The organism is Micromonospora antibiotica (genome assembly GCF_017599305.1).
In the GTDB taxonomy this organism is placed as follows: Bacteria; Actinomycetota; Actinomycetes; order Mycobacteriales; family Micromonosporaceae; genus Micromonospora; species Micromonospora antibiotica.
Genome location: NZ_JAGFWR010000001.1, coordinates 97965 through 117033, shown reverse-complemented (window position 1 = coordinate 117033; position 19069 = coordinate 97965). Strand labels below are relative to the sequence as shown.

Sequence of the window (19069 nt, the reverse complement as noted above, 5' to 3'; positions counted from 1 at the left end):
ACGAGTCTGTCGGGCAGGACCTTTTCGCGTTCTGCGCACGGTGCGTCCGAGTCGATCAGCGCACGTATCGAGCCGCTACGCCGTCGAGTCGAACGGGGACTCGTATGACGAACTGCGCCAGCTCGGTCGAGCATCAGCGATGTGTGGCGGCGGAAGAGTCATTCTTGCTCCGGCGCGACTGCGCTTTTTCGCTGGCCGGATGTGTACAGCTTGTTCTACGGCCGGATGTGTGCAGCTTGTTGTCTGGCCGGATTGTGCAGCACCAGGAGCCCGCAGATGAGGGCTCGGGGTGGCAGGACACACACAGGCGGGCGTGGCGTGCGCACCTGCACTCCGGCGGGCCGGTGAATCAGGCAACGACGCTGGTTGACGCACGTCAGTACCTCCCATTCCGGGAGACCTTCCCCGATGGCCGCCAGCACGACGGGTCACGTCCGTCCCGCGTGGCGGCTGACGGCGCTGGACGGGTGCCCGCACGTCAGCAGTCAGGAGACGGGGCTGAGGTGGGCGGCGAGGATGCGCCAGCCGTACCCGTCGTCGTACGCCCAGGTGCGGGTGTAGCGCAACCGCGCCGCGAACGGCTCACCCGCGAAGGTGCCGCTGACCCGCCCCCGGAAGAACGTCACCCCGGTCGTCCCGGCGACGAGCAGCTCCAACTCCTCCTCCACCAGCTCGTCGAGCACCGAACTGCCACTGCGGTGCGCGGCCAGGTCGTCGGACTTGCCGAAGGTGCGACCGTCCGGCCCGACGGCGATCAGGCGGTCGTCGAGCAGGGCGTCGAGCGCGGCCACGTCGCCGGTCAGCTGGGCGGCCTGGAGGCGGCGCTCCGCCTCCAACAGTTCCGCCTCACGTTCGGTGTCCCGCATGTGCCCTCCCGGTCGTCGACCGGCCCGTCGGCCGCGTCCCCTCATTCTGGCGGCCCGACGGTGCGCGGTGCTTCCGGTTCGTCGTCCCCGCCCGGCGGGGTAAGAAGGGGCAGAGGAAAACGCGCACACCGGAAGGACCTTCCCGATGACCCTGGAACGACCGATCGCCCCGGACCCGTACGAGCTGCTGCCGACCGTGTCGTCGTTCGACCTGACCAGTGACGACGTGCACAACGGCGAGCCGATGGACGCCCGGTACGCGCACGGCAGCACCGGTGGCGAGAACGTCTCCCCGCAGCTGACCTGGTCGGGCTTCCCCGCCGGTACGAAGAGCTTCGTGGTGACCTGCTTCGACCCGGACGCCCCGACCGGCAGCGGTTTCTGGCACTGGGTGCTGGTCGACGTGCCCGCCTCGACGACCAGCCTGCCGACCGGCGTGCAGGAGGCCGACCTGGGTGGGGCGTTCAGCGTCCGCAACGACTACGGCGACACCGGATACGGGGGTGCGGCCCCGCCGCCGGGCGACCGCCCGCACCGGTACGTCTTCGCCGTGCACGCGGTCGACGTCGACACGCTCGGCGTGGGGCCGGGCGCCAGCCCCGCGTACGTCGGCTTCAACCTGGCGTTCCACACCCTGGCGCGGGCGGTCATCCGGCCGACGTACCAGATCAAGGAGTGAGCGGTGCCCCGCCGGTCCCGCGTGGGCGGGGCCGGCGGGCGGGCGGCACGGTCAGCCGGGCACCCGGGCGACGGCGAAGACGGACTGGCCGAACGGCGGCCGGACGAGCTGCTCGGCGGCCTTGGTGGCGGGCAGCACGAGGGTGTCGTACACCTTGACCATCGGGCCCTCCTTCGGCATCAGCCGGAAGACCTTGGTGGCCATGAAGTAGCCGATCAGGCCGAGGGCGTTGGCGTAGTGCATCGTCTCGACGTGCAGCCCGGCCGCGGTCATCGCGTCGCCGAGGGTCTTCTTGGTGTAGCGGCGCACGTGGCCGGTGGCGATGTCGGCGGGGCCCATCGCGAACTGGAACGCCGGCACGATGATGATCACCGCGCCGCCGGGCCGGACCAGGTCGCGCATGCTGCGCAGCGCACCCACGTGGTCCTCGATGTGCTCCAGCACGTTGTACGACACGGCCGCGCTGTAGTCGCCGCCGCCCGGGTGCGGCAGCAGCATCTCGCGGACCTCGATCGTCGGCTCGTCGACCAGCCGCTCCTTGAGCAGGATCAGCCGGTCCGGGTCGGCCTCGGTGGCGGTGAAGCGGGGCACGTGCCGCGCCCACTCCAGGGCGTAGTCGCCCAGGCCGCTGCCGATCTCGATCGGGTCGTCACCGAGGTGGGGCACCGCCAGTTCGACGAACCACCGGCGGTGGTTGACCGCGGTGGCGAGGCCCTCCAGGACCTCTGACTGGACGCGCTGATCCCCAGTGATTTCTACCATGCGTCGATTCCTCACGATATGACTGACCCGCGCCTGGACCGACAGAGTGAATCATCCGCGCGAGGGGCGGAGGAAACGGGGCACTGTGAAGGCCGAATTGTGGTCGGGGGAGGGCACGTGATCGGCGGTCGGCGAACCCGGCACATAGTACGGCAGTACCCGAAACATGTCACGTGCCCGCCATAGGCCAACTACGCTGTGAATTGTCATGACTACTTCCGAATCGGAGCCTGTCGCCGGTCGGTCCGGCGTCGGGGACGCCGAGCCGGTGCCGACCCGGCGTGTCGTCCGGCGGAGGTGGCGGCGGGTGTTCCCGACGGGCCGCCCGCGTCGCCCACCTGCCCCGGCGGCGGGGGGTCCGGCGAGGGCGGGGTGGCGGTGGGACGCGCTCGCCGTGGCCAGTTATCTCGCGCTGGCGATGTGGGTGACCGCCCGGTTGTGGCGTGACCCCGGGGCCGGGGTGCGGGACAACCGGTCGGACCAGGCGCAGTTCGAGTGGATGATGGCGCACGGCGCTCGGGTCGTCACGGAATGGAGTTATCCGTTCGGTTCGGACCGGATGAACGTGCCCGACGGCGTGAATCTGATGGCGAATACCTCCGTATTATCCATCTCAATACCAATGACCCCGGTCACCATGCTCTTCGGGCCGCACTGGTCCTTTCTTCTTTTCCTCACCCTCGGAATGGCGGCCACCGGCACCGCCTGGTACTTCTTCCTGTCCCGGGTGGTGACCCGGTCCCGGGGGCCGGCCTGGCTCGGCGCAGCCTTCTGCGCGTACGCCCCGGCGATGGTGTCGCACGCCAACGCCCACCCGAACATCGTCTCCCAGTTCGTCGTACCGCTGATCATCTGGCGCACCCTGCGACTGACCGAGCCGGGCCGGTGGCTGCGCAACGGGCTCCTGCTGGGCCTGCTGATCGTCTGGCAGGCCTTCCTCAACCTGGAGATCCTGCTGATGACGGCGATCGCCCTGGCCGCGGTCACCGGTGCCCTCGTCGTCGGCCGGCCGCACCTGCGCGCGGCGGCCCGACCGTTCCTCGCCGGCCTCGGCGTGGCTGCGCTCCTGTCCGCCGTGCTGCTCGCCTACCCGCTGTACGTGCAGCTCTTCGGGCCGGGTTCCTACCACGGGCTGTCCCGGCTGATCCGGGGCTACCGCACCGACCTGGGGGCGTTCGTCGGCTGGTCGCGGGAGTCGCTGGCCGGTGACGCCCGGTCCGCCGACCCGCTGGCCCGCAACCCCACCGAGGAGAACGCGTTCTTCGGCTGGCCGCTGGTCGTCCTCACGGTCGCCCTGGTCTGGTGGCTGCGGCGCAACGCCCTGGTGCTCGGCCTGGCCGCGCTCGGGCTGTTCTTCGCCGTCCTGTCGCTGGGCCGGGAGGTGCAGCTCAACGGGCGCAACACCGGCGTCCCCGCCCCCTGGGCGCTGCTGGAGGAGTTGCCCCTGCTGCACTCCGTGGTGCCCACCCGGTGGTCGCTGGCGATCACCCCGGTCATCGGCGTGCTGCTGGCCCTCGGCGTGCAGCGGGCCCGGGATCTCGCCCACCGGCACCCGACCGCCAGGCGGCAGATCCGCTTCGTCACGGCGACCGTCCTGCTGATGGCCCTGCTGCCGCTGCTGCCGACCCCGCTGCCGGCGACCCGCCTCGACCCGGTGCCGGCGTTCGTCACCTCCGGCGGGTGGCGCCCCTACGTCACCGGGGGCCGCAGCGTGGTGACCCTGCCGCTGCCCGACAACACCTACGCCGACCCGCTGCGCTGGTCGGCCCGGACCCGGCTGGAGATGCCGCTGGCGCGGGGCTACTTCCTGGCCCCCGACACCCGGCCGTGGTCGCCCGAGCCGGACGCCGCCCTGTTCACCGCGCCGTACCGGCGGACCAGCAACTTCTTCGGCGGGATCGCGCGCACCGGCACCATTCCACCGGTCACCGCCGCCGACCGACGGGCCGCCGTGACCGACCTGCGCTACTGGCGGGCCGGCGTGGTGATCCTCGGCCCGCACCCGCACGCCGACGCGCTGCGTAGGGCGATGACCGCGGTGACCGGCATCACCCCCGTCTGGACCGGTGGGGTGTGGCGGTGGGACGTCCGGCCGCTCACGGACTGAGCGGGGGCGGGCCGGTCAGGCCGAGCGGACGCAGCAGCCCTGGCAGACCTTGGGGCTGGGCAGGGTGAAGGCGAGACAGCAGGTGCGCCGCTGCACGGTCGGCTCGCCGCCCCGGCCGGGCACCAGCTCGACCAGGTCGGCCATGCCGAGGGTGTCGAGCAGGGTGTCGATGGTGCGCACCGACGGGCCGGGCAGGGCGTCCGCCGCCCGCAGGATGCCGTGCGCGATGCCCGAGGCCACCGAGCCGAGCAGGGTACGCACGCCCACCCGTACCTCCGCCTGGATCGCGGTGACCATCGGGGCGAGATGGGCGTCGAGCAGCGAGGCGCGCAGGAGGCCGAGCAGCTCGGCCTCGTCGGCGGCGACCCGGACCCCAAGCTGGCCGGTGAGGGCGAGCGGGTCACCGGGCAGCACCGCGACGGTCGTCGAGCGGCGCAGGCCCATCGTGAGCAGCTGCCGGTGGTCCTCGAAGTGGATCAGCACGTCGGCCGGGTCGAGCAGCGGCACCCGGCGGGCCGAGGCCCACCCGAGCACCACCGGCAGCGCCGTCCAGTAGCTGTAGGACTTCCAGGCCAGCGCGGCGCAGGCGTGCGGGGTGCCACCCCAGCGGCGGGCGGCGGCGCGCAGGAACTCGGGCATCCGGGTGCCGTCGACGAGGGTGGTGGCGGGGCTCCAGCCGAACTCGTCCGCCACCACCAGACCCGGCGCGAGGCCGGGCAGCGCGTCGGTGCCGAACATGGCCCGCAGGGTGGTGGTGACCGGGGCGAGCCGGCCGGCGAGATCCTGGCCCGGCATCACCGCCGTCATCCCGACCCCCTCCCGTCACCGCTCGTCCGCCGTGGGTGGCGGAGGCCCCGTCGGCCACTCCGGTGCCGGAGGGGTCGCCCGTGAAGCTAAGGCTAGCCTAACCATGCCTGGGGTCCTGAGGGAAGCCTCTCCGGGAGCGGATCGGGAGGTCGGGATCACCATGGCCGTCCGGTCGGCACGGATCAGCCCGGTTCGGCTACTACCCGACCGAAGGCGCGGAAAACGCCGGCGGTGTCAAGGCATATGTCGACAACGTGCCAGTTCGGTACGGGGAAACGGAGAAAACGTGAAGACTTGTCGTCCCGGCTGCTTTGCGTGAGGAAGCTGATGACGACCTCTCCCCTGGAGCGGGCCGCCGATTCGTTCGCGGCGGAACTCGCCCGGCACCGGACGGGGCGGGGGCTGACCAAGAAACAGCTCGCCACGTTGATGGGTTTCGACCCGTCGTACGTGAGTCACGTCGAGGGGCGTCGGCACCGGCCCACCGAAGACTTCGCCCGCCGCGCCGAAGCCGTCCTCGACGCCGGCGGCGTCATCTGGCAGTGCTTCCAGGAGTACGACCAGCTCCGCCAGGCCCGTGCCGTTCCCGGGCAACGCGAACCGACACCCCCCGGGCGGTGGCTCCCGCCGGGCACCGGGCTCGTCGTCGAACAGGAAACCGCCACCCTCACCCTGGTCGACGGCACCTACCGGTGCGTGATCCGTCGTCGACTGCACAACGCCGGCACCGAACCGGTCACCCGCTACCTCGTCCGGGTCGCCGTCGACCGGTGGCCCGACGACCCGGGGCGCTCCAACCGGCACCACCGGGAACACCCGCTCACCTTCGCCGAGCTGCGCTTCCGGGCCATCTACCACGACGACGGCGGTCGCGAACCGATGCACTGGCGGGTCCGCCACGACCGGGACGCGTACAAGGAGATCTGGCTGCTGTTCGAGAACGCCGACGGGCCGTTCCCGCTGCACCCCGGCGATCGCGCCGAGGTCGAGTACGCCTACCGGGTCGGCCGGGTCAAGTGGGGCCCGTGGTTCCAACGGGCCGTCCGCCTGCCCACCCGGCACCTGGCTGTGCGGCTCGACCTCCCGGCGGCCCTCGACCCCCGGGTCTGGGGGGTGGAGACCTCGCTCTCCGCCGACGAGGGGCCACTGCGCACCCCGGTCCGCCGACACGACCGGGGCGACCGGGTGGTCTTCGACTGGTCCACCGACGACCCGCCGCTCAACACCCGCTTCCGCCTCCAGTGGCGGTTCCGTCAGGAGCCGGCGGAGACGACGCCGCAGGTGCCGGCCCGCCCCACCGACCGGCTGCGCGCCCTCGGCGTGCTGCCCCCCGACGCCACCGCGTCCGGCCGGCCCGCCCGCCCATTCGACCTGCCCCGGGAAGCCGCCGCCGCCCGCGAAGTGGCCGGCCGGCTCACCGACCTGCTGGCCCAGGCCGACGAGGTGCACACGTTCAGCGCCGGGATGGGCCTCGCCGCACCGCAGCTCGGCCTGGACGCCGCCGTCGCCGTCGTGCGCCCCCCCGACCGGACCGCCCCGCCGGTCGTCCTGGTGAACCCCCGGCTGGTCGCCGAAAGCCCGGAAACCGTCGAACAGTACGAGGGCTGCCTCGCCACCGCCGACCACCGCGGCCTGGTGCCCCGCCCACTGCGTGTCGACGTGGAACACGCCCGCTGGGACGGCAGCCGGATGATCACCTCGTTCGCGTACGGGATGGCCCGGTTGGTCGCCCACGAGATCGACCACCTCGACGGGCGGGCCTGGACCGACCGGATGGCACCCGGCGTGCCGCTGGTCCCCGTCGAGGAATACCGCGACAGCAACGCCTGAACGCCTGCCCGGACGCTGATCCGGGTGGGCACGGAGGGGACCGGGGCGCGTGCCCCAGGGGGCGGGGGCACGCGCCCCGGTTCGGGGGGAGTAAAGCTCTACAGGTTGCCGAACGTGTCGTACCGGATGTGCTGCGGCGGGACGTCGTCCTCGGCGAGCGCCCGCAACGTCGCCCGGACCATCGCGGCGGAGCCGGAGACGTAACAGTCGTGCGACGTCCACGGGCCGTACCGGGCCACCACCTCGGGGACGTCCCCCCGCTCGCCGTCGAAGCCCGGGTCGTCACTGCACGACGGGGTCACCGACAACCAGGGATGCGCGGCGACCAGCTCCTCCAGGCCGGCCAGGCCGTACAACTCGTCGGCGTGCCGGGCACCGTAGAACACGTGCACCCAGCGGGCCCGGTTCCAGCCGGCCAACTCCTCCACCATCGCCTTCACCGGCGCCAGGCCGACCCCGCCGGCCACGCAGAGGATGTCCCGCCCGGAATCCCGGTCCACCGTCATCGACCCCATCGGAGCGGCCACCCGCAGCAGGTCACCCGGCTTGGTCCGGCGCACCAACGCCCCGGACACCCAGCCCGCGCCGGCCGGCGTACGGACGTGGAACTCCAGCACGTTGTCGTCGTTCGGGGCGTTCGCCACCGAGTACGTCCGCCACACCCGGGGCAGGTGCCGGGGCACCTCGACACTGACGTACTGGCCGGCCCGCCAGACCAGCGGGTGCTGGAGGGCGCGGACGGTCAACACGGCGGTGTCGGTGCCGTACCGCTCGTGGGTGAGGACCTCCGCGTGCCAGAACGGCGGGTTCTCGTCCGCCTCCGCCCCGGCCAGCATGGTCGCCGTGATCGCCGCGTACGCGTCCCGCCACGCCTGGTCGTACTCCAGGCTCCAAGCGTCACCGGCGGTGGTACGCAACGCGTCGAGCAGCGCCACCCCCATCGTCGCGTAGTGCGCTGTGTCGACGTGGTACTTGCGGTGGTCCCGGCCCAGCGAGCGCAGGTATTCGTCGAAGCTCTCCGGATCGTCCATCACCTGGGTCGCGGTGACGATGGCGTCCAGGATCCGGTCACCCTGGCCGGTCATCTCCGCCGGGAACAGCCGACGCAGCTCCGGATCGAGCAGGAACAGCCGGGCGTAGAAACGACCGCTCAGCCGGTTCCGGTCCTCCTCGACCAGGGTCCAACTCTCCTTCAACAGCCGAGCGAAGTTGTCCACGGGGGGCGGTCCTCCTCCTGACGGCGGATCGGGCCCCGATAGAATGTCCACGGAGCGTATATAGCGGTCGCACAGACTGTGCGATCGGCTCGTCCGGGGCCACCGGCCGGTGCGATCGGGACCACCCCGTCGGGCAGAGTGGTGCGGTGACCGATGAGCAGCCCACCCGCCCCGTGACCCGGCGGGTCCTCGGCACCGAGACCCTGCTGGTGCTCGGCCTGTCGCTCGGGCAGTCGGCCGTCTACGCCGTGGTGTCGCTGACCGCGAAGCTGACCGCCGACGGGCCGCTGTCGAAACAGACCGCCTCGCTCAACACCTCACAGTCCGCCCGGCCCTGGCTCGACCTGACGTACCAACTGCTCGGCATCGTCTTCGCGCTGCTGCCGGTGCTGCTCGCCGTACACCTGCTGGCACGGGACCCCGGCGACCCAGCGCGGACCCTCGGCGTGGACCTGCGACGGCCCGGGTCCGACCTGGCCCGGGGCACCGGGCTGGCCGCGCTGATCGGCCTGCCCGGCCTGGCCCTGTTCTGGGTGGCGGCGCAGCTCGGCATCAACGCCACCCTGGTCCCCGCCGGCCTGCCGCCGCTGTGGTGGGCGGTGCCGGTGCTGGTCCTCGCCGCCGTGCAGAACGCCGTGCTGGAGGAGGTGATCGTGGTCGGCTACCTGGTCACCCGGCTACGACAGTTCCAGTGGCGGATCGGCGCGGTCATCGCGACCAGCGCGCTGCTGCGCGGCTCCTACCACCTCTACCAGGGCTTCGGGGCGTTCGTCGGCAACGCCGTGATGGGCGTCGTGTTCAGCCTGTTCTACCTGCGCACCCGGCGGGTGATGCCGCTGATCGTGGCGCACACCCTGCTCGACGTGGTCGCCTTCGTCGGCTACTCGCTGCTGCCCAAGGACTGGTTCGACTGGCTCTGACCGCCGCCACCCACGCCGCCCTCCTGTCGCCGCGCCGCTCCGCTGTCGATGTTCCGGCGGTGGTCACTGAAGTGCCGCGGAGGCCGCCGACGGTGGGCGGGTTCGGTGGGGACCGGCCCTACCGGCCGACCCGGGCCGGCCGGTAGGAGGCCACCGCCCGGGCAGCGAGCCGTTCGGTTGCCGCCGCGTCACCCGCCGCCGTCGCCAGTACCGCCGCCCCCGGCAGCAGCCGGGCCGCCAGCCGGAGCGCAGCCCAGCCCCCGGCCTGCGCGGCCAGCGGCGCCGCCAACCGCCAGGCCGCTTCCGCCGCACGCGGCCACGGCCCGTCACCGGGCCCGTCCGCCGCCCGCGCCGAGTCCAACGCGGCACGGGCGCTGTCCGCGTCCGGGTGCACCCGGGTCAGCACCAGCAACTCCACCGCCCGGTCCGGGTGGAGCGGATCCCGCCCGTAGGCCGCCGCCACGTGCAGCACCAGCGCGGACTGCGTCCAGAGCACCGCCGCCAGCTCCGCCACCGGCGCGAACAGCCCGGCCACCGCCGCCGTCGCCCCACCCACCCCGGCCCACCTGACGAACCGCCGGGTGGCCAGCCGGGCCAGCCCGTCCGGACCGGCATCCGGGTACGCCTCCCGCAGCCCGCGCGCCCACGTCTGCGCGCGCGGCCCGATCCCCTCGACCGCCGCCAGGGCCAGCAGCTCCGGGGCGAATCCCGGGTGGGCCAGCAGCCGGGCCCGGAGCACCGCCAGCTCGACCCGCCCCGATGGCACGCCGTCCGGGTCCGCTGCCGCCCCGACAGGTGCGCCGGTGGCGTCGGGCTGTGGGGGCACGGCTCGTGGGCCGTGCTCCGCCAGGTCGGCGGTGGCCGGCCCGGGGGCGGTCGGCGCGGTGCCGAGTTCCGATCCGGCGGGCGGACGCTGCCCGCTCGCCAGGTCGGGCCCTGCTGCCGGGTGCTGCCCGATGGTCGGGTCGGGTTCCCCGGTGGGGTTGGTGGTCGCCGCCGGGGCGGGTTCCGGCGGTGCCGGTTTCTTCGGTGGGGTCGCCCGCTTGCGGGGCGCAGCCCGGCGGGTGGTCGGGCCGGCCTCCTCCGCCGGCACCGCCTTCCGGGGGGTCCGCTTCCGTGGCGGCGTGCCCGGCACCACCGGCGTGGTCGTCGTCGGTGTGGCCGCTTGTGAAGCCGTGGACTTCTGTGCCGGTCTGGTCGTCTTCGGTGGCGGAACCGGTGCCTGTGGAGCGGCTGTTTCTGTCGGCGTGCTCGTCTCCGCCGAGACAGCTGACTCCGGCGCCTCCGCCGACACACTCGTCTTCGGCGTCTTCCTCGTCTTCGGCGTCTCCGCCGAGGCAGCGGTCTCCGCCGGTGGATCGGGGGTGCCGGGGACTGCGGCGGGCCCCTCTGCCGGGTCGGGCCGTAGTTCTCGCCGGGGTGGGGAGGTGGTGCTGCCGGCGGCCGCCCCCGCCGCCCGGCTGCGGGCGGTGCGTCGCGCGGCAGGCGACCCGGGGATCGCGGCGGATGCCGGCGCGCTGCCCGCGGCGGGGGCGGCGTCGCGTACCGGCCTCTCGTCCCCTCCGCGCTGCGCCGGTGCGGTCGGCGGACCGCCCGCCGCGCTGGTCGGCCCGTCTGCTGGCGGACCGTCGGCCGTGCTGGTCGGCTTGTCTGCCGGCGGACCGTCGGCCGCGCGGCGTGGTCGGGCGGCAGGCGGCGGCGATGGTACGGGCGACCCGTCGGCGGGGGGTTGGAACAGCACGGCCGGTGCCGCCTTCGTGGGGCGACTCCGCTTCGGCCGGGGCGTCGCCTCGTCATCGGAAGGTTGTTGCTGCCGGGGCGGTACGGGCGGCGGCGTGAAGGTCGCCTCCGGCGAGCGGCGACGCGCCCGGTCGCTGGTGGGGCGACGGGGCGGGTCGCTCGGCGGCTGCTCCTGCATGGGACAGGAGCGTAGTCGCGAACGTGACCTGGCACACGCGGGAATACGCGTGCGGGGCGGTGTCGTGGGAGGGCGACCGCCGCCCCGCATCCACCTCCGGGCTGATCCCCCGGCACGATCCCCCAGCAGGGCTTGCGGTCGGTCGGGATAGTCGCTTTGCCCCGGGTGGGGGCGGACCTGTATCCTCGTCCGCGGTGGTCCGCAGGGTCACCGAGGAGACTTCGCCTAGTCTGGTCTATGGCGCCGCACTGCTAATGCGGTTGGGGTCTTAAAGCCCCTCCCGGGTTCGAATCCCGGAGTCTCCGCGCAAAACCGGTTGTGTAGACTGGTCGAGCACCGGGCGCCCGTAGCTCAATGGATAGAGCATCTGACTACGGATCAGAAGGTTAGGGGTTCGAGTCCCTTCGGGCGCACCACTTGAGCAGGGTAAATGCCCCTCCATCCATCGATGGAGGGGCATTTATTCGTGCACCCAAGGTGCACGTCGTGTCGCTGAGCTTCGTTATCGTTACGGAGAGTCGCCAAGGGTGGCATCTGGGTGATCCGAACTCGCCGTCCAGACCCGCGAGTCGACCCAGGGGTAGACGGTCAGCGCATGACGCCCCGAGCCCGAGGCGTTGACGCATCCTCGGCTGCTCCTTAGCGCGCCGGGCATGTGGAGTATTCGCCCCAACGCCCGATCCCACCCGACGGAAGGGCGGGGCTAGCCTAGGTCGACTTGGCAGTACGACGGGGTGGGGACCGAAGCTACGTGATCACCGGTGAGCTGAAGAGCAAGATCGACCGCGTCTGGGATGCCTTCTGGTCGGGTGGCATCTCGAACCCGTTGGAGGTAATCGAGCAGATCACCTATCTGCTCTTCATCAAGCGGCTCGATGACCTGCACACGCTGGAAGAGAACAAGGCGAACCGGCTGGGCAAGCCGATGGAGCGCCGGATCTTCCCGGAGGGCTGCGACGACCAGGGACGCAAGTACGACGACCTGCGCTGGTCGCACTTCAAGAGCGCCGCACCGGCCGAGATGTTCGAGATCGTCGGCCAGCGGGTCTTCCCGTTCCTGCGGACGCTCGGCGGTGACGGGTCGACATACTCGCACCACATGAAGGACGCCCGGTTCACCATCCCCAACCCGGCGCTGCTCGCCCGCGTGGTCGACATGCTCGACCACATCCCGATGAAGGACCGGGACACCAAGGGCGACCTTTACGAGTACATGCTCAGCAAGATTGCCACGGCTGGGCACAACGGACAGTTCCGCACGTCACGCCACATCATCCAGCTGATGGTCGAGATGATGGCGCCAACACCGACCGACGAGATCTGCGATCCAGCCTGCGGCACGGCGGGCTTCCTCGTCGAGGCTGGCGAGTACGTCCGCCGCACCCACCCCGACGCGCTCTTCGACGCGGTACAGCGGAAGCACTTCCACGAGAGCATGTTCCACGGCTTCGACTTCGACAGCACCATGCTGCGAATCGGCAGCATGAACATGCTCCTGCACGGCGTGGAGAACCCCGACATCCGTTACCGTGACTCGCTGGCCGAGAACGTCAGCAACGAGTCGGAGAAGTACTCGCTGATCCTGGCCAACCCGCCGTTCGCCGGCAGCCTTGACTACGAAACCACGTCCAAGGACCTCCAGCGGATCGTCAAGACCAAGAAGACTGAGCTGCTCTTCCTTGCCCTCTTCCTGCGGCTGCTCAAGCCCGGCGGCCGAGCGGCCGTCATCGTGCCCGACGGTGTGCTCTTCGGATCGAGCAACGCGCACAAGGATCTGCGCCGCATGCTGGTCGAGGACCAGAAGCTTGACGGCGTGGTGAAGCTGCCCAGCGGGACGTTCAAGCCGTACTCCGGTGTGTCGACCGCGATCCTCCTCTTTACCAAAACCAACAGCGGCGGTACCGACAACGTCTGGTTCTACGAGGTGACCGCTGACGGCTGGAGCCTCGATGACAAGCGGACCCCGCTGCTGCCAGCCGAGAAGCTTGGGCCGGTGCCGGACGTGGCGTTGGCCGAGGACGGGCACACCAGGAACAACCTTCCGGACGCCCTGGCGCGGTGGTTCCGGCGTGACGGCGACGAGTTGCAGCGGGCGCGGACCGAGCAGAGCTTCTGCGTACCCAAGGCCGACATCGTCGAGCAGGGCTACGACCTCAGCCTCAACCGTTACAAGGAGGTTGTGCACGAGGAGGTCGAGCACCGCTCGCCGCTCGACATCCTGGCCGACCTGGAGCGCTTGGAGGCTGAAATCCAGCAGGGCATGTCCGACCTCAAGGCGTTCCTGGCATGAGCGCATGGCAAAAGGCGAGGCTGAGCGACTGCTGCGAGATCGTTTCCGGCGCTACGCCCAAAACTGGTGTTGAGGAATATTGGGATGGTGAGATTCCCTGGGCAACGCCGAAGGACCTAAGCGTCCTTCGCGGCACCTATATTCATGATACGCCCCGAAAAATCACTGCATCCGGCCTGAGAAGCTGTGCGGCATCGGTACTTCCGGTTGGTTCGGTTTTGCTCAGCTCCCGGGCGCCAATCGGACACGTTGCCATCAACACCATTCCGATGGCCACGAACCAGGGCTTCAAGAGCCTTGTCCCTGACGTCCGGGCAGTAGAGGCGAAGTACCTGTACTGGTGGCTGAAGGCAAACAGGCCATATCTGGAGAGCCTTGGCAACGGTGCGACCTTCAAGGAGATCTCCAAAGGCATCGTCTCGCAGGTAGAGATACCCCTGCCTCCGCTTGAAGAACAGCGGAGGATTGCGGAGGCGCTGGATCGGGCGGACGATCTGCGCGCCAAGCGCCGTGAAGCCCTCGCCCGCCTCGACGACCTCACCCGATCCATCTTCCTCGACATGTTCGGTGACCCTGCCCGGAACAACAAGGGCCTTCCGCTGACGCCGCTGGGCAAACTCGGCCAATGGAGGAGCGGAGGCACGCCACCGCGCAGCGCTGAGGAATACTTCGAAGGCGAGATTCCATGGTTTTCGTCGGGTGAGCTTGGCAATATGTATGTCTCCCAGAGCAATGAGCAAGTCTCGCTAAAAGCTCTGGCTGAGACATCCGCAAAGAAAGTCCTACGCGGATCGATTATGATCGGCATGTACGATACGGCTGCGCTGAAGACGAGCATCGCCGCAGTCGATTGCTCATGCAACCAGGCAATCGCCTTTGCTTCCCTGGATTCCGAAATGGCTGATCCGGTTTATGTCTACTTCGCACTGCGAGTGGGAAGGGATCATTTCCGCCGGCTACAGCGGGGAGCGCGTCAGAAGAATCTGAACGTTGGCATGGTCCGCGAGATGGCGCTGCCCCTGCCGCCGCTCGCTGACCAACGACAATTTCGCGAGCGGATCGCCGCCGCCGAAAAGCTAGATGTGGCTCATCAAGCGAGCTTGACGGAGCTGGACGCGCTGTTCGCGTCGTTGCAGGATCGGGCCTTCCGGGGGTTGCTCTGACGTGGGATGATCGAGGGCTGCTGTCGACTGTGGGGGTTGGCGTTCGATGAGCAACTTCGCGTTCCTGCGGGCTGAGTGGCCCGTACTGTTTGGCGAGGCTCTGCGGGCCGAGCGGCTGGCGGTCGCCGATCCGCGGGCTTCGTGTTTCTATGCCCGGCGGACGCTCGAACTCGCCCTTACCTGGCTCTTCGAGGCCGACAGCACGCTCACCAAGCCGTACAAGGACGACCTGTCGGCGATGATCCACGAGTCGTCGCTGCGCAACCTGGTGGGCCACACCCTCCAGGCCAAGATGGACATCATCCGCAAGCAGGGCAACACGGCCGTTCACAAGAGCACGCCGGTGACGCCGAAGGAGGCGGTGCCGGTCCTCCGCGAGCTGTTCCACGTCACGTACTGGATTGCCCGGCACTACACGCGCGATCAGACGAAGGTCCCGGCGAGCGCCTTGGCCTTCAACCCGGACTTCATCCCCCGCCCGATCCCCTCGCAGGTCCGGCAGCAGAGCCAGACCGATCTAAAGGCGCTCGCCGACAAGCTCGCCGCCCAAGACGCGGCGTTGGCCGCCGAACGCGAGAAGAGCAATACCCTCGACGCCGAGTTGGCGAAGCTGCGGGCCGAGATCGCCGCCGCAAAGGCCGCCAACGAGGCCCGCCCCGACGACCACGACTACGACGAGGCGCAGACCCGCGACCTCTACATCGACCTCATGCTGCGGGAGGCCGGATGGCGGCTCGACCGTCCGGAGGACCGCGAGTTCGAGGTCACCGGCATGCCTAACACCACGGGCACGGGATTTGTCGACTATGTCCTGTGGGGTGACGACGGCAAGGCGCTCGCGGTGGTCGAGGCCAAGCGCACCCGCCGGGACGCCACCGTCGGCCAGCAGCAGGCCAAGCTGTACGCCGACTGCCTGGAGCAGCGGTACGGCCAGCGCCCGGTCATCTTTTACACCAACGGCTACGAGACCTGGCTCTGGGACGACACCGCGTATTCCCCGCGCCTGGTGCAGGGCTACTACACCAAGGACGAGTTGCACCTGCTGATCCAGCGGCGCGACACTCGCAAGCCGCTCGCGGGCGTGCCGATCAACCAGGAGATCGTCGAGCGGTACTACCAGCACCGGGCGATCCGGGCCATCGGCGAGGCGTTCGAGGGGCAGCGGCAGCGGCAGCGGCAGGCGCTCGTCGTGATGGCCACCGGCGCCGGCAAGACCCGTACCGTGATCGCCCTGGTCGACCTGCTGATGCGGGCCAACTGGGTCAAGCGGGTGCTGTTCCTCGCCGACCGCAACGCGCTGGTCAACCAGGCGGTTAACGCGTTCAAGACCCACCTGCCCGAAGCGGCGACGGTCAACCTGGTCACCGAGAAGAACACCGAGGGCCGGGTGTACGTCTCGACGTACCCGACCATGATGGGCTTGATCAACGAGACCGCCAGCGGCGAGCGGCGCTTCGGCCCCGGCTACTTCGACCTGGTCATCATCGACGAGGCGCACCGCTCGGTCTACCAGAAGTACCGGGCGATCTTCTCCTGGTTCGACAGCCTCCTCGTCGGGCTCACCGCGACCCCGCGCAACGAAGTCGATCGCAACACCTACAGCCTGTTCAACCTCGAAGACGGCGTACCCACCGACCACTACGATCTGGACGACGCGGTCAACGAGTGCTTCCTCGTGCCGCCGCGGGCGGTCTCCGTACCGCTGAAGTTCCAGCGCGACGGCATCCGCTACGACGACCTCACCGAGGACGAGAAGGACGCCTGGGACGCCCTCGACTGGGGTGAGGACGGGCCGCCGGACGGCGTTGACCCCGACGCGGTCAACAAATGGCTGTTCAACGCCGACACCGTGGACAAGGTGCTGGAGACGTTGATGACCCACGGCCACCACGTCGCGGGCGGCGACCGGATCGGCAAGACCATCATCTTCGCCAAGAACAATGCCCACGCCGACTTCATCCAGAAGCGGTTCGACCTCGCGTACCCGATGCACCGCGGGCACCTGGCCCGGGTCATCACCCACAAGACCGAGTACGCCCAGAGCCTCATCGACGACTTCTCCGAGAAGGAAAAGGACCCTCACATCGCGATCTCGGTGGACATGCTCGACACCGGCATCGATGTACCCGAGGTCGTCAACCTGGTCTTTTTCAAGATCGTGCGGTCGAAGTCGAAGTTCTGGCAGATGATCGGCCGCGGTACCCGGCTGTGCAAGGGCCTCTACGGCCCCGGGCAGGACAAGCAGGACTTCTTCATCTTCGACTTCTGCCAGAATTTCGAGTTCTTCAACCACAACCCGAAGGCGGCGGAGGGCACGCTGGGTGAGTCGCTGACCGAGCGGCTGTTCAAGGCCCAGCTCGAACTGATCTACCGCCTCGACCTGCGCCTCCCTTCCGACGCCAGCGCGGAGGCAGAGGCCGACGGGACGCAGAGCGCGGACGGCCTGCGATGGGACCTCGCCCGCAACCTCCATCGCCGGGTGGAGAACATCCACCTCGACAACTTCGTCGTCCGCCCGAAGCGGCGCCTGGTGGAGTACTACGTCGACTTCGCGCACTGGCATCGGCTCACCCCCGAGGCCGTGGACGAGATTGGCGGCAACCTCGCCGGGCTGCCCACTGCGGTGAAGGACGAGGACGAGGCCGCCAAGCGGTTCGACCTGATGGTGCTGCGCCTCCAGCTCGGCCAGCTCGACGTGGAACCCGCTTACGACCGGCTGCGCCGGCAGGTGCAGGACATCGCCTCGACGCTGCTGGAGCAGACCAGTATCCCGGCGATCCGCGAGCAGCAGCAGCTCCTCGACGAGGTGGCCGGCGACGAGTGGTGGCAGGACGTCACCCTGCCGATGCTGGAGCTGATGCGCCGCCGTCTTCGCGGGCTGGTCAAGCTGATCGAGAGGTCCAAGCGGGCCATCGTCTACACCGACTTCACCGACGAGCTGGGCGAGATCTCGGTCGTCACGCTGAACGACATCAAGATCGGTACGGACTTCGAGCGGTTCCGCGCGAAGGCCCGGGTGTACCTGCGCGCCCACGAGGACCACCTGGCGTTGCAGAAGCTGCGCCGCAACAAGCAGCTCTCCCCGGCCGACCTTGACGAGCTGGAACGGATGCTCGCGGCCAGCGGCGGCGGCACCGAGGACATCGACGAGGCCCGCCGCTCGGCCCACGGGCTCGGCCTGTTCATCCGCTCGCTGGTCGGACTCGACAGGGAAGCGGCCACCGAGGCGTTCGGCGAGTTCCTCGCCGGCCGCACCCTGACCGCGAACCAGATCAACTTCGTCAACCTGATCATCACCCACCTGACCCAGAACGGCGTCATGGAGCCCGCACGGCTCTACGAATCCCCGTTCAGCGACATCGCCCCGCAGGGGCCGGACTCGATCTTCCTGTCCGCCGACGTCGACCTCCTGATCACGATCCTCAACTCCGTCCGAGACACCGCCGCCCCTGCGGCAGGGGTGGCTTAAGCCAACCAAAGAAGAGCAGCTGCTCTGTTGAATTGAGCTCGAGCAAGGGTCAACGCGGGCCGCGCCCCGCCCCGGCTTGCTGGCGACCTCGGCCGGCATCGGCCTGGCCGCTCCGCCACGCTGGCGGCAGGTGTCGACTTGTCGTGGGCAGCGGCAGGTAGCTGAACAAGAATGAGATGTGGGCCGGATGATGTTCGGAGGGGACCATGAGCCTGAATCGTGAAGAGGCACTGCGGTTGGCGAACGAGCCGGTGACCAACTGGATCGACCAGGCCGAGGTGGAGTACGAGCCCCGGCCGGCGGTGAACGTGTTCCCGGTGCGGCTTGGCCCGGTCGACGACATGTCGGTGGCGAAGGAGGCCGACCGTCGCGGCGTCAACCCTTCGGTGGTGATCGAGGACCTGGTGGGTCAGGCGCGCCGAGCGGCGGATAGCTCGCCATCAGATCAAGATGCGGGCGACGGACCTGGATTCCAGGGCTGATTGATCATGCACCCATGGGTGCACCCTGGGGGAAGGAAGGGCCCTCTAGTGTCACGTTCCGTCGACACTGCTACATACCGAATCCGGACAAACCTGCTAACTGAAGGTCATGGCAACCCTTCCCTTCCGACTACGGATCAGAAGGTTAGGGGTTCGAGTCCCTTCGGGCGCACAAGATCATGAAGGGCCTGACATGCGGAAACGCAGGTCAGGCCCTTTTGCTGTCTGGCCTGTGTGGACGGCGGGTGTCACGTGGGTGCGATGTATGCAGCCCCGGAAGCGGCCTTCTCGTGGGTTCGCTGGGAGGTGACCTGCGGCTTTGCGGCCTGCTCGCGCTTCGGCGGGGTTGGAGCACCTGTTTTCGGTTTCGTCGGCGCCGGGGTGCCGGCTTTGGGACCGCAGTCGGGCCGGTTCTTGCGGGCGCTGGCTCTGATCTTCCGGCGGGTGCGGCGTGCGGCGTCGAGGACCAGTTGGGCGGTGGCGTCGGCGCAGCGGCGCTGGATCTGCGGTAGGACGCTGGTGTAGGTGTCGGCCGTGATCACGATGCTGGAGTGCCCGA

14 protein-coding genes and 2 tRNA genes are annotated in these 19069 nt (G+C 69.7%); 10 read left to right on the top strand and 6 right to left on the bottom strand.

Annotated elements, in window-relative coordinates; translation table 11 throughout:
- Positions 1-485 precede the first annotated feature (485 nt).
- Positions 486-866, bottom strand: a complete 381-nt coding sequence (locus tag JQN83_RS00470) for a nuclear transport factor 2 family protein (RefSeq protein ID WP_208565022.1) — start codon at positions 864-866, stop codon at positions 486-488.
- Positions 867-1011: 145 nt separating this feature from the next.
- On the opposite strand from JQN83_RS00470, the gene JQN83_RS00465 reads away from it, so the two are divergent.
- Complete coding sequence (locus tag JQN83_RS00465; RefSeq protein WP_208565021.1) at positions 1012-1545, top strand: YbhB/YbcL family Raf kinase inhibitor-like protein; 534 nt, start codon at positions 1012-1014, stop codon at positions 1543-1545.
- Between the two features lie 51 nt (positions 1546-1596).
- Here JQN83_RS00465 and JQN83_RS00460 read toward each other — a convergent pair whose 3' ends face one another.
- The gene (locus JQN83_RS00460; RefSeq protein WP_208565020.1) at positions 1597-2307 is read right to left on the bottom strand and encodes a class I SAM-dependent methyltransferase; all 711 of its coding nucleotides are present in this window, start codon (positions 2305-2307) and stop codon (positions 1597-1599) included.
- A 418-nt stretch (positions 2308-2725) separates the two neighbouring features.
- Between JQN83_RS00460 and JQN83_RS00455 the strand changes: the two genes are divergently transcribed.
- A complete protein-coding gene (locus tag JQN83_RS00455; protein WP_208565782.1) occupies positions 2726-4414 on the top strand; it encodes a DUF6311 domain-containing protein in 1689 nt (562 codons plus the stop codon).
- 15 nt (positions 4415-4429) lie between these two features.
- Here JQN83_RS00455 and JQN83_RS00450 read toward each other — a convergent pair whose 3' ends face one another.
- Positions 4430-5209, bottom strand: a complete 780-nt coding sequence (locus JQN83_RS00450; RefSeq protein ID WP_208565781.1) for a hypothetical protein — start codon at positions 5207-5209, stop codon at positions 4430-4432.
- Between the two features lie 339 nt (positions 5210-5548).
- Here JQN83_RS00450 and JQN83_RS00445 point away from each other — a divergent pair, with 339 nt between their 5' ends.
- Positions 5549-7051, top strand: coding sequence for a peptide deformylase (locus JQN83_RS00445; RefSeq protein ID WP_208565019.1), 1503 nt, complete (start codon positions 5549-5551; stop codon positions 7049-7051).
- Positions 7052-7149: 98 nt separating this feature from the next.
- Here the strand turns inward: JQN83_RS00445 and JQN83_RS00440 are convergent, their stop codons facing one another.
- Positions 7150-8268, bottom strand: a complete 1119-nt coding sequence (locus JQN83_RS00440) for a globin domain-containing protein (RefSeq protein ID WP_208565018.1) — start codon at positions 8266-8268, stop codon at positions 7150-7152.
- A gap of 146 nt (positions 8269-8414) precedes the next feature.
- Here JQN83_RS00440 and JQN83_RS00435 point away from each other — a divergent pair, with 146 nt between their 5' ends.
- A complete protein-coding gene (locus tag JQN83_RS00435; RefSeq protein WP_208565017.1) occupies positions 8415-9188 on the top strand; it encodes a CPBP family intramembrane glutamic endopeptidase in 774 nt (257 codons plus the stop codon).
- Positions 9189-9306: 118 nt separating this feature from the next.
- Here the strand turns inward: JQN83_RS00435 and JQN83_RS00430 are convergent, their stop codons facing one another.
- The gene (locus JQN83_RS00430) at positions 9307-10281 is read right to left on the bottom strand and encodes a hypothetical protein (RefSeq protein ID WP_208565016.1); all 975 of its coding nucleotides are present in this window, start codon (positions 10279-10281) and stop codon (positions 9307-9309) included.
- A gap of 1039 nt (positions 10282-11320) precedes the next feature.
- On the opposite strand from JQN83_RS00430, the gene JQN83_RS00425 reads away from it, so the two are divergent.
- The 6 genes from JQN83_RS00425 (at position 11321) to JQN83_RS00400 (ending at position 18510) form a co-directional block, all read left to right on the top strand.
- Positions 11321-11411: transfer RNA gene (locus JQN83_RS00425), tRNA-Ser, on the top strand.
- Between the two features lie 35 nt (positions 11412-11446).
- Positions 11447-11522 (top strand) — tRNA-Arg (locus JQN83_RS00420).
- 302 nt (positions 11523-11824) lie between these two features.
- The gene (locus JQN83_RS00415) at positions 11825-13396 is read left to right on the top strand and encodes a type I restriction-modification system subunit M (protein WP_244251535.1); all 1572 of its coding nucleotides are present in this window, start codon (positions 11825-11827) and stop codon (positions 13394-13396) included.
- Positions 13393-14559, top strand: a complete 1167-nt coding sequence (locus tag JQN83_RS00410; protein WP_208565015.1) for a restriction endonuclease subunit S — start codon at positions 13393-13395, stop codon at positions 14557-14559. Before JQN83_RS00415 ends, JQN83_RS00410 begins: the two co-directional genes overlap by 4 nt.
- A 46-nt stretch (positions 14560-14605) precedes the next feature.
- On the top strand, positions 14606-18028 hold the full coding sequence (locus tag JQN83_RS00405; RefSeq protein ID WP_208565014.1) for a DEAD/DEAH box helicase family protein: 3423 nt from the start codon (positions 14606-14608) through the stop codon (positions 18026-18028).
- A gap of 206 nt (positions 18029-18234) precedes the next feature.
- The gene (locus tag JQN83_RS00400) at positions 18235-18510 is read left to right on the top strand and encodes a hypothetical protein (RefSeq protein WP_208565013.1); all 276 of its coding nucleotides are present in this window, start codon (positions 18235-18237) and stop codon (positions 18508-18510) included.
- A 248-nt stretch (positions 18511-18758) separates the two neighbouring features.
- Here JQN83_RS00400 and JQN83_RS34285 read toward each other — a convergent pair whose 3' ends face one another.
- Positions 18759-19052, bottom strand: a complete 294-nt coding sequence (locus JQN83_RS34285; RefSeq protein WP_244251534.1) for a hypothetical protein — start codon at positions 19050-19052, stop codon at positions 18759-18761.
- Positions 19053-19069: the final 17 nt, after the last annotated feature.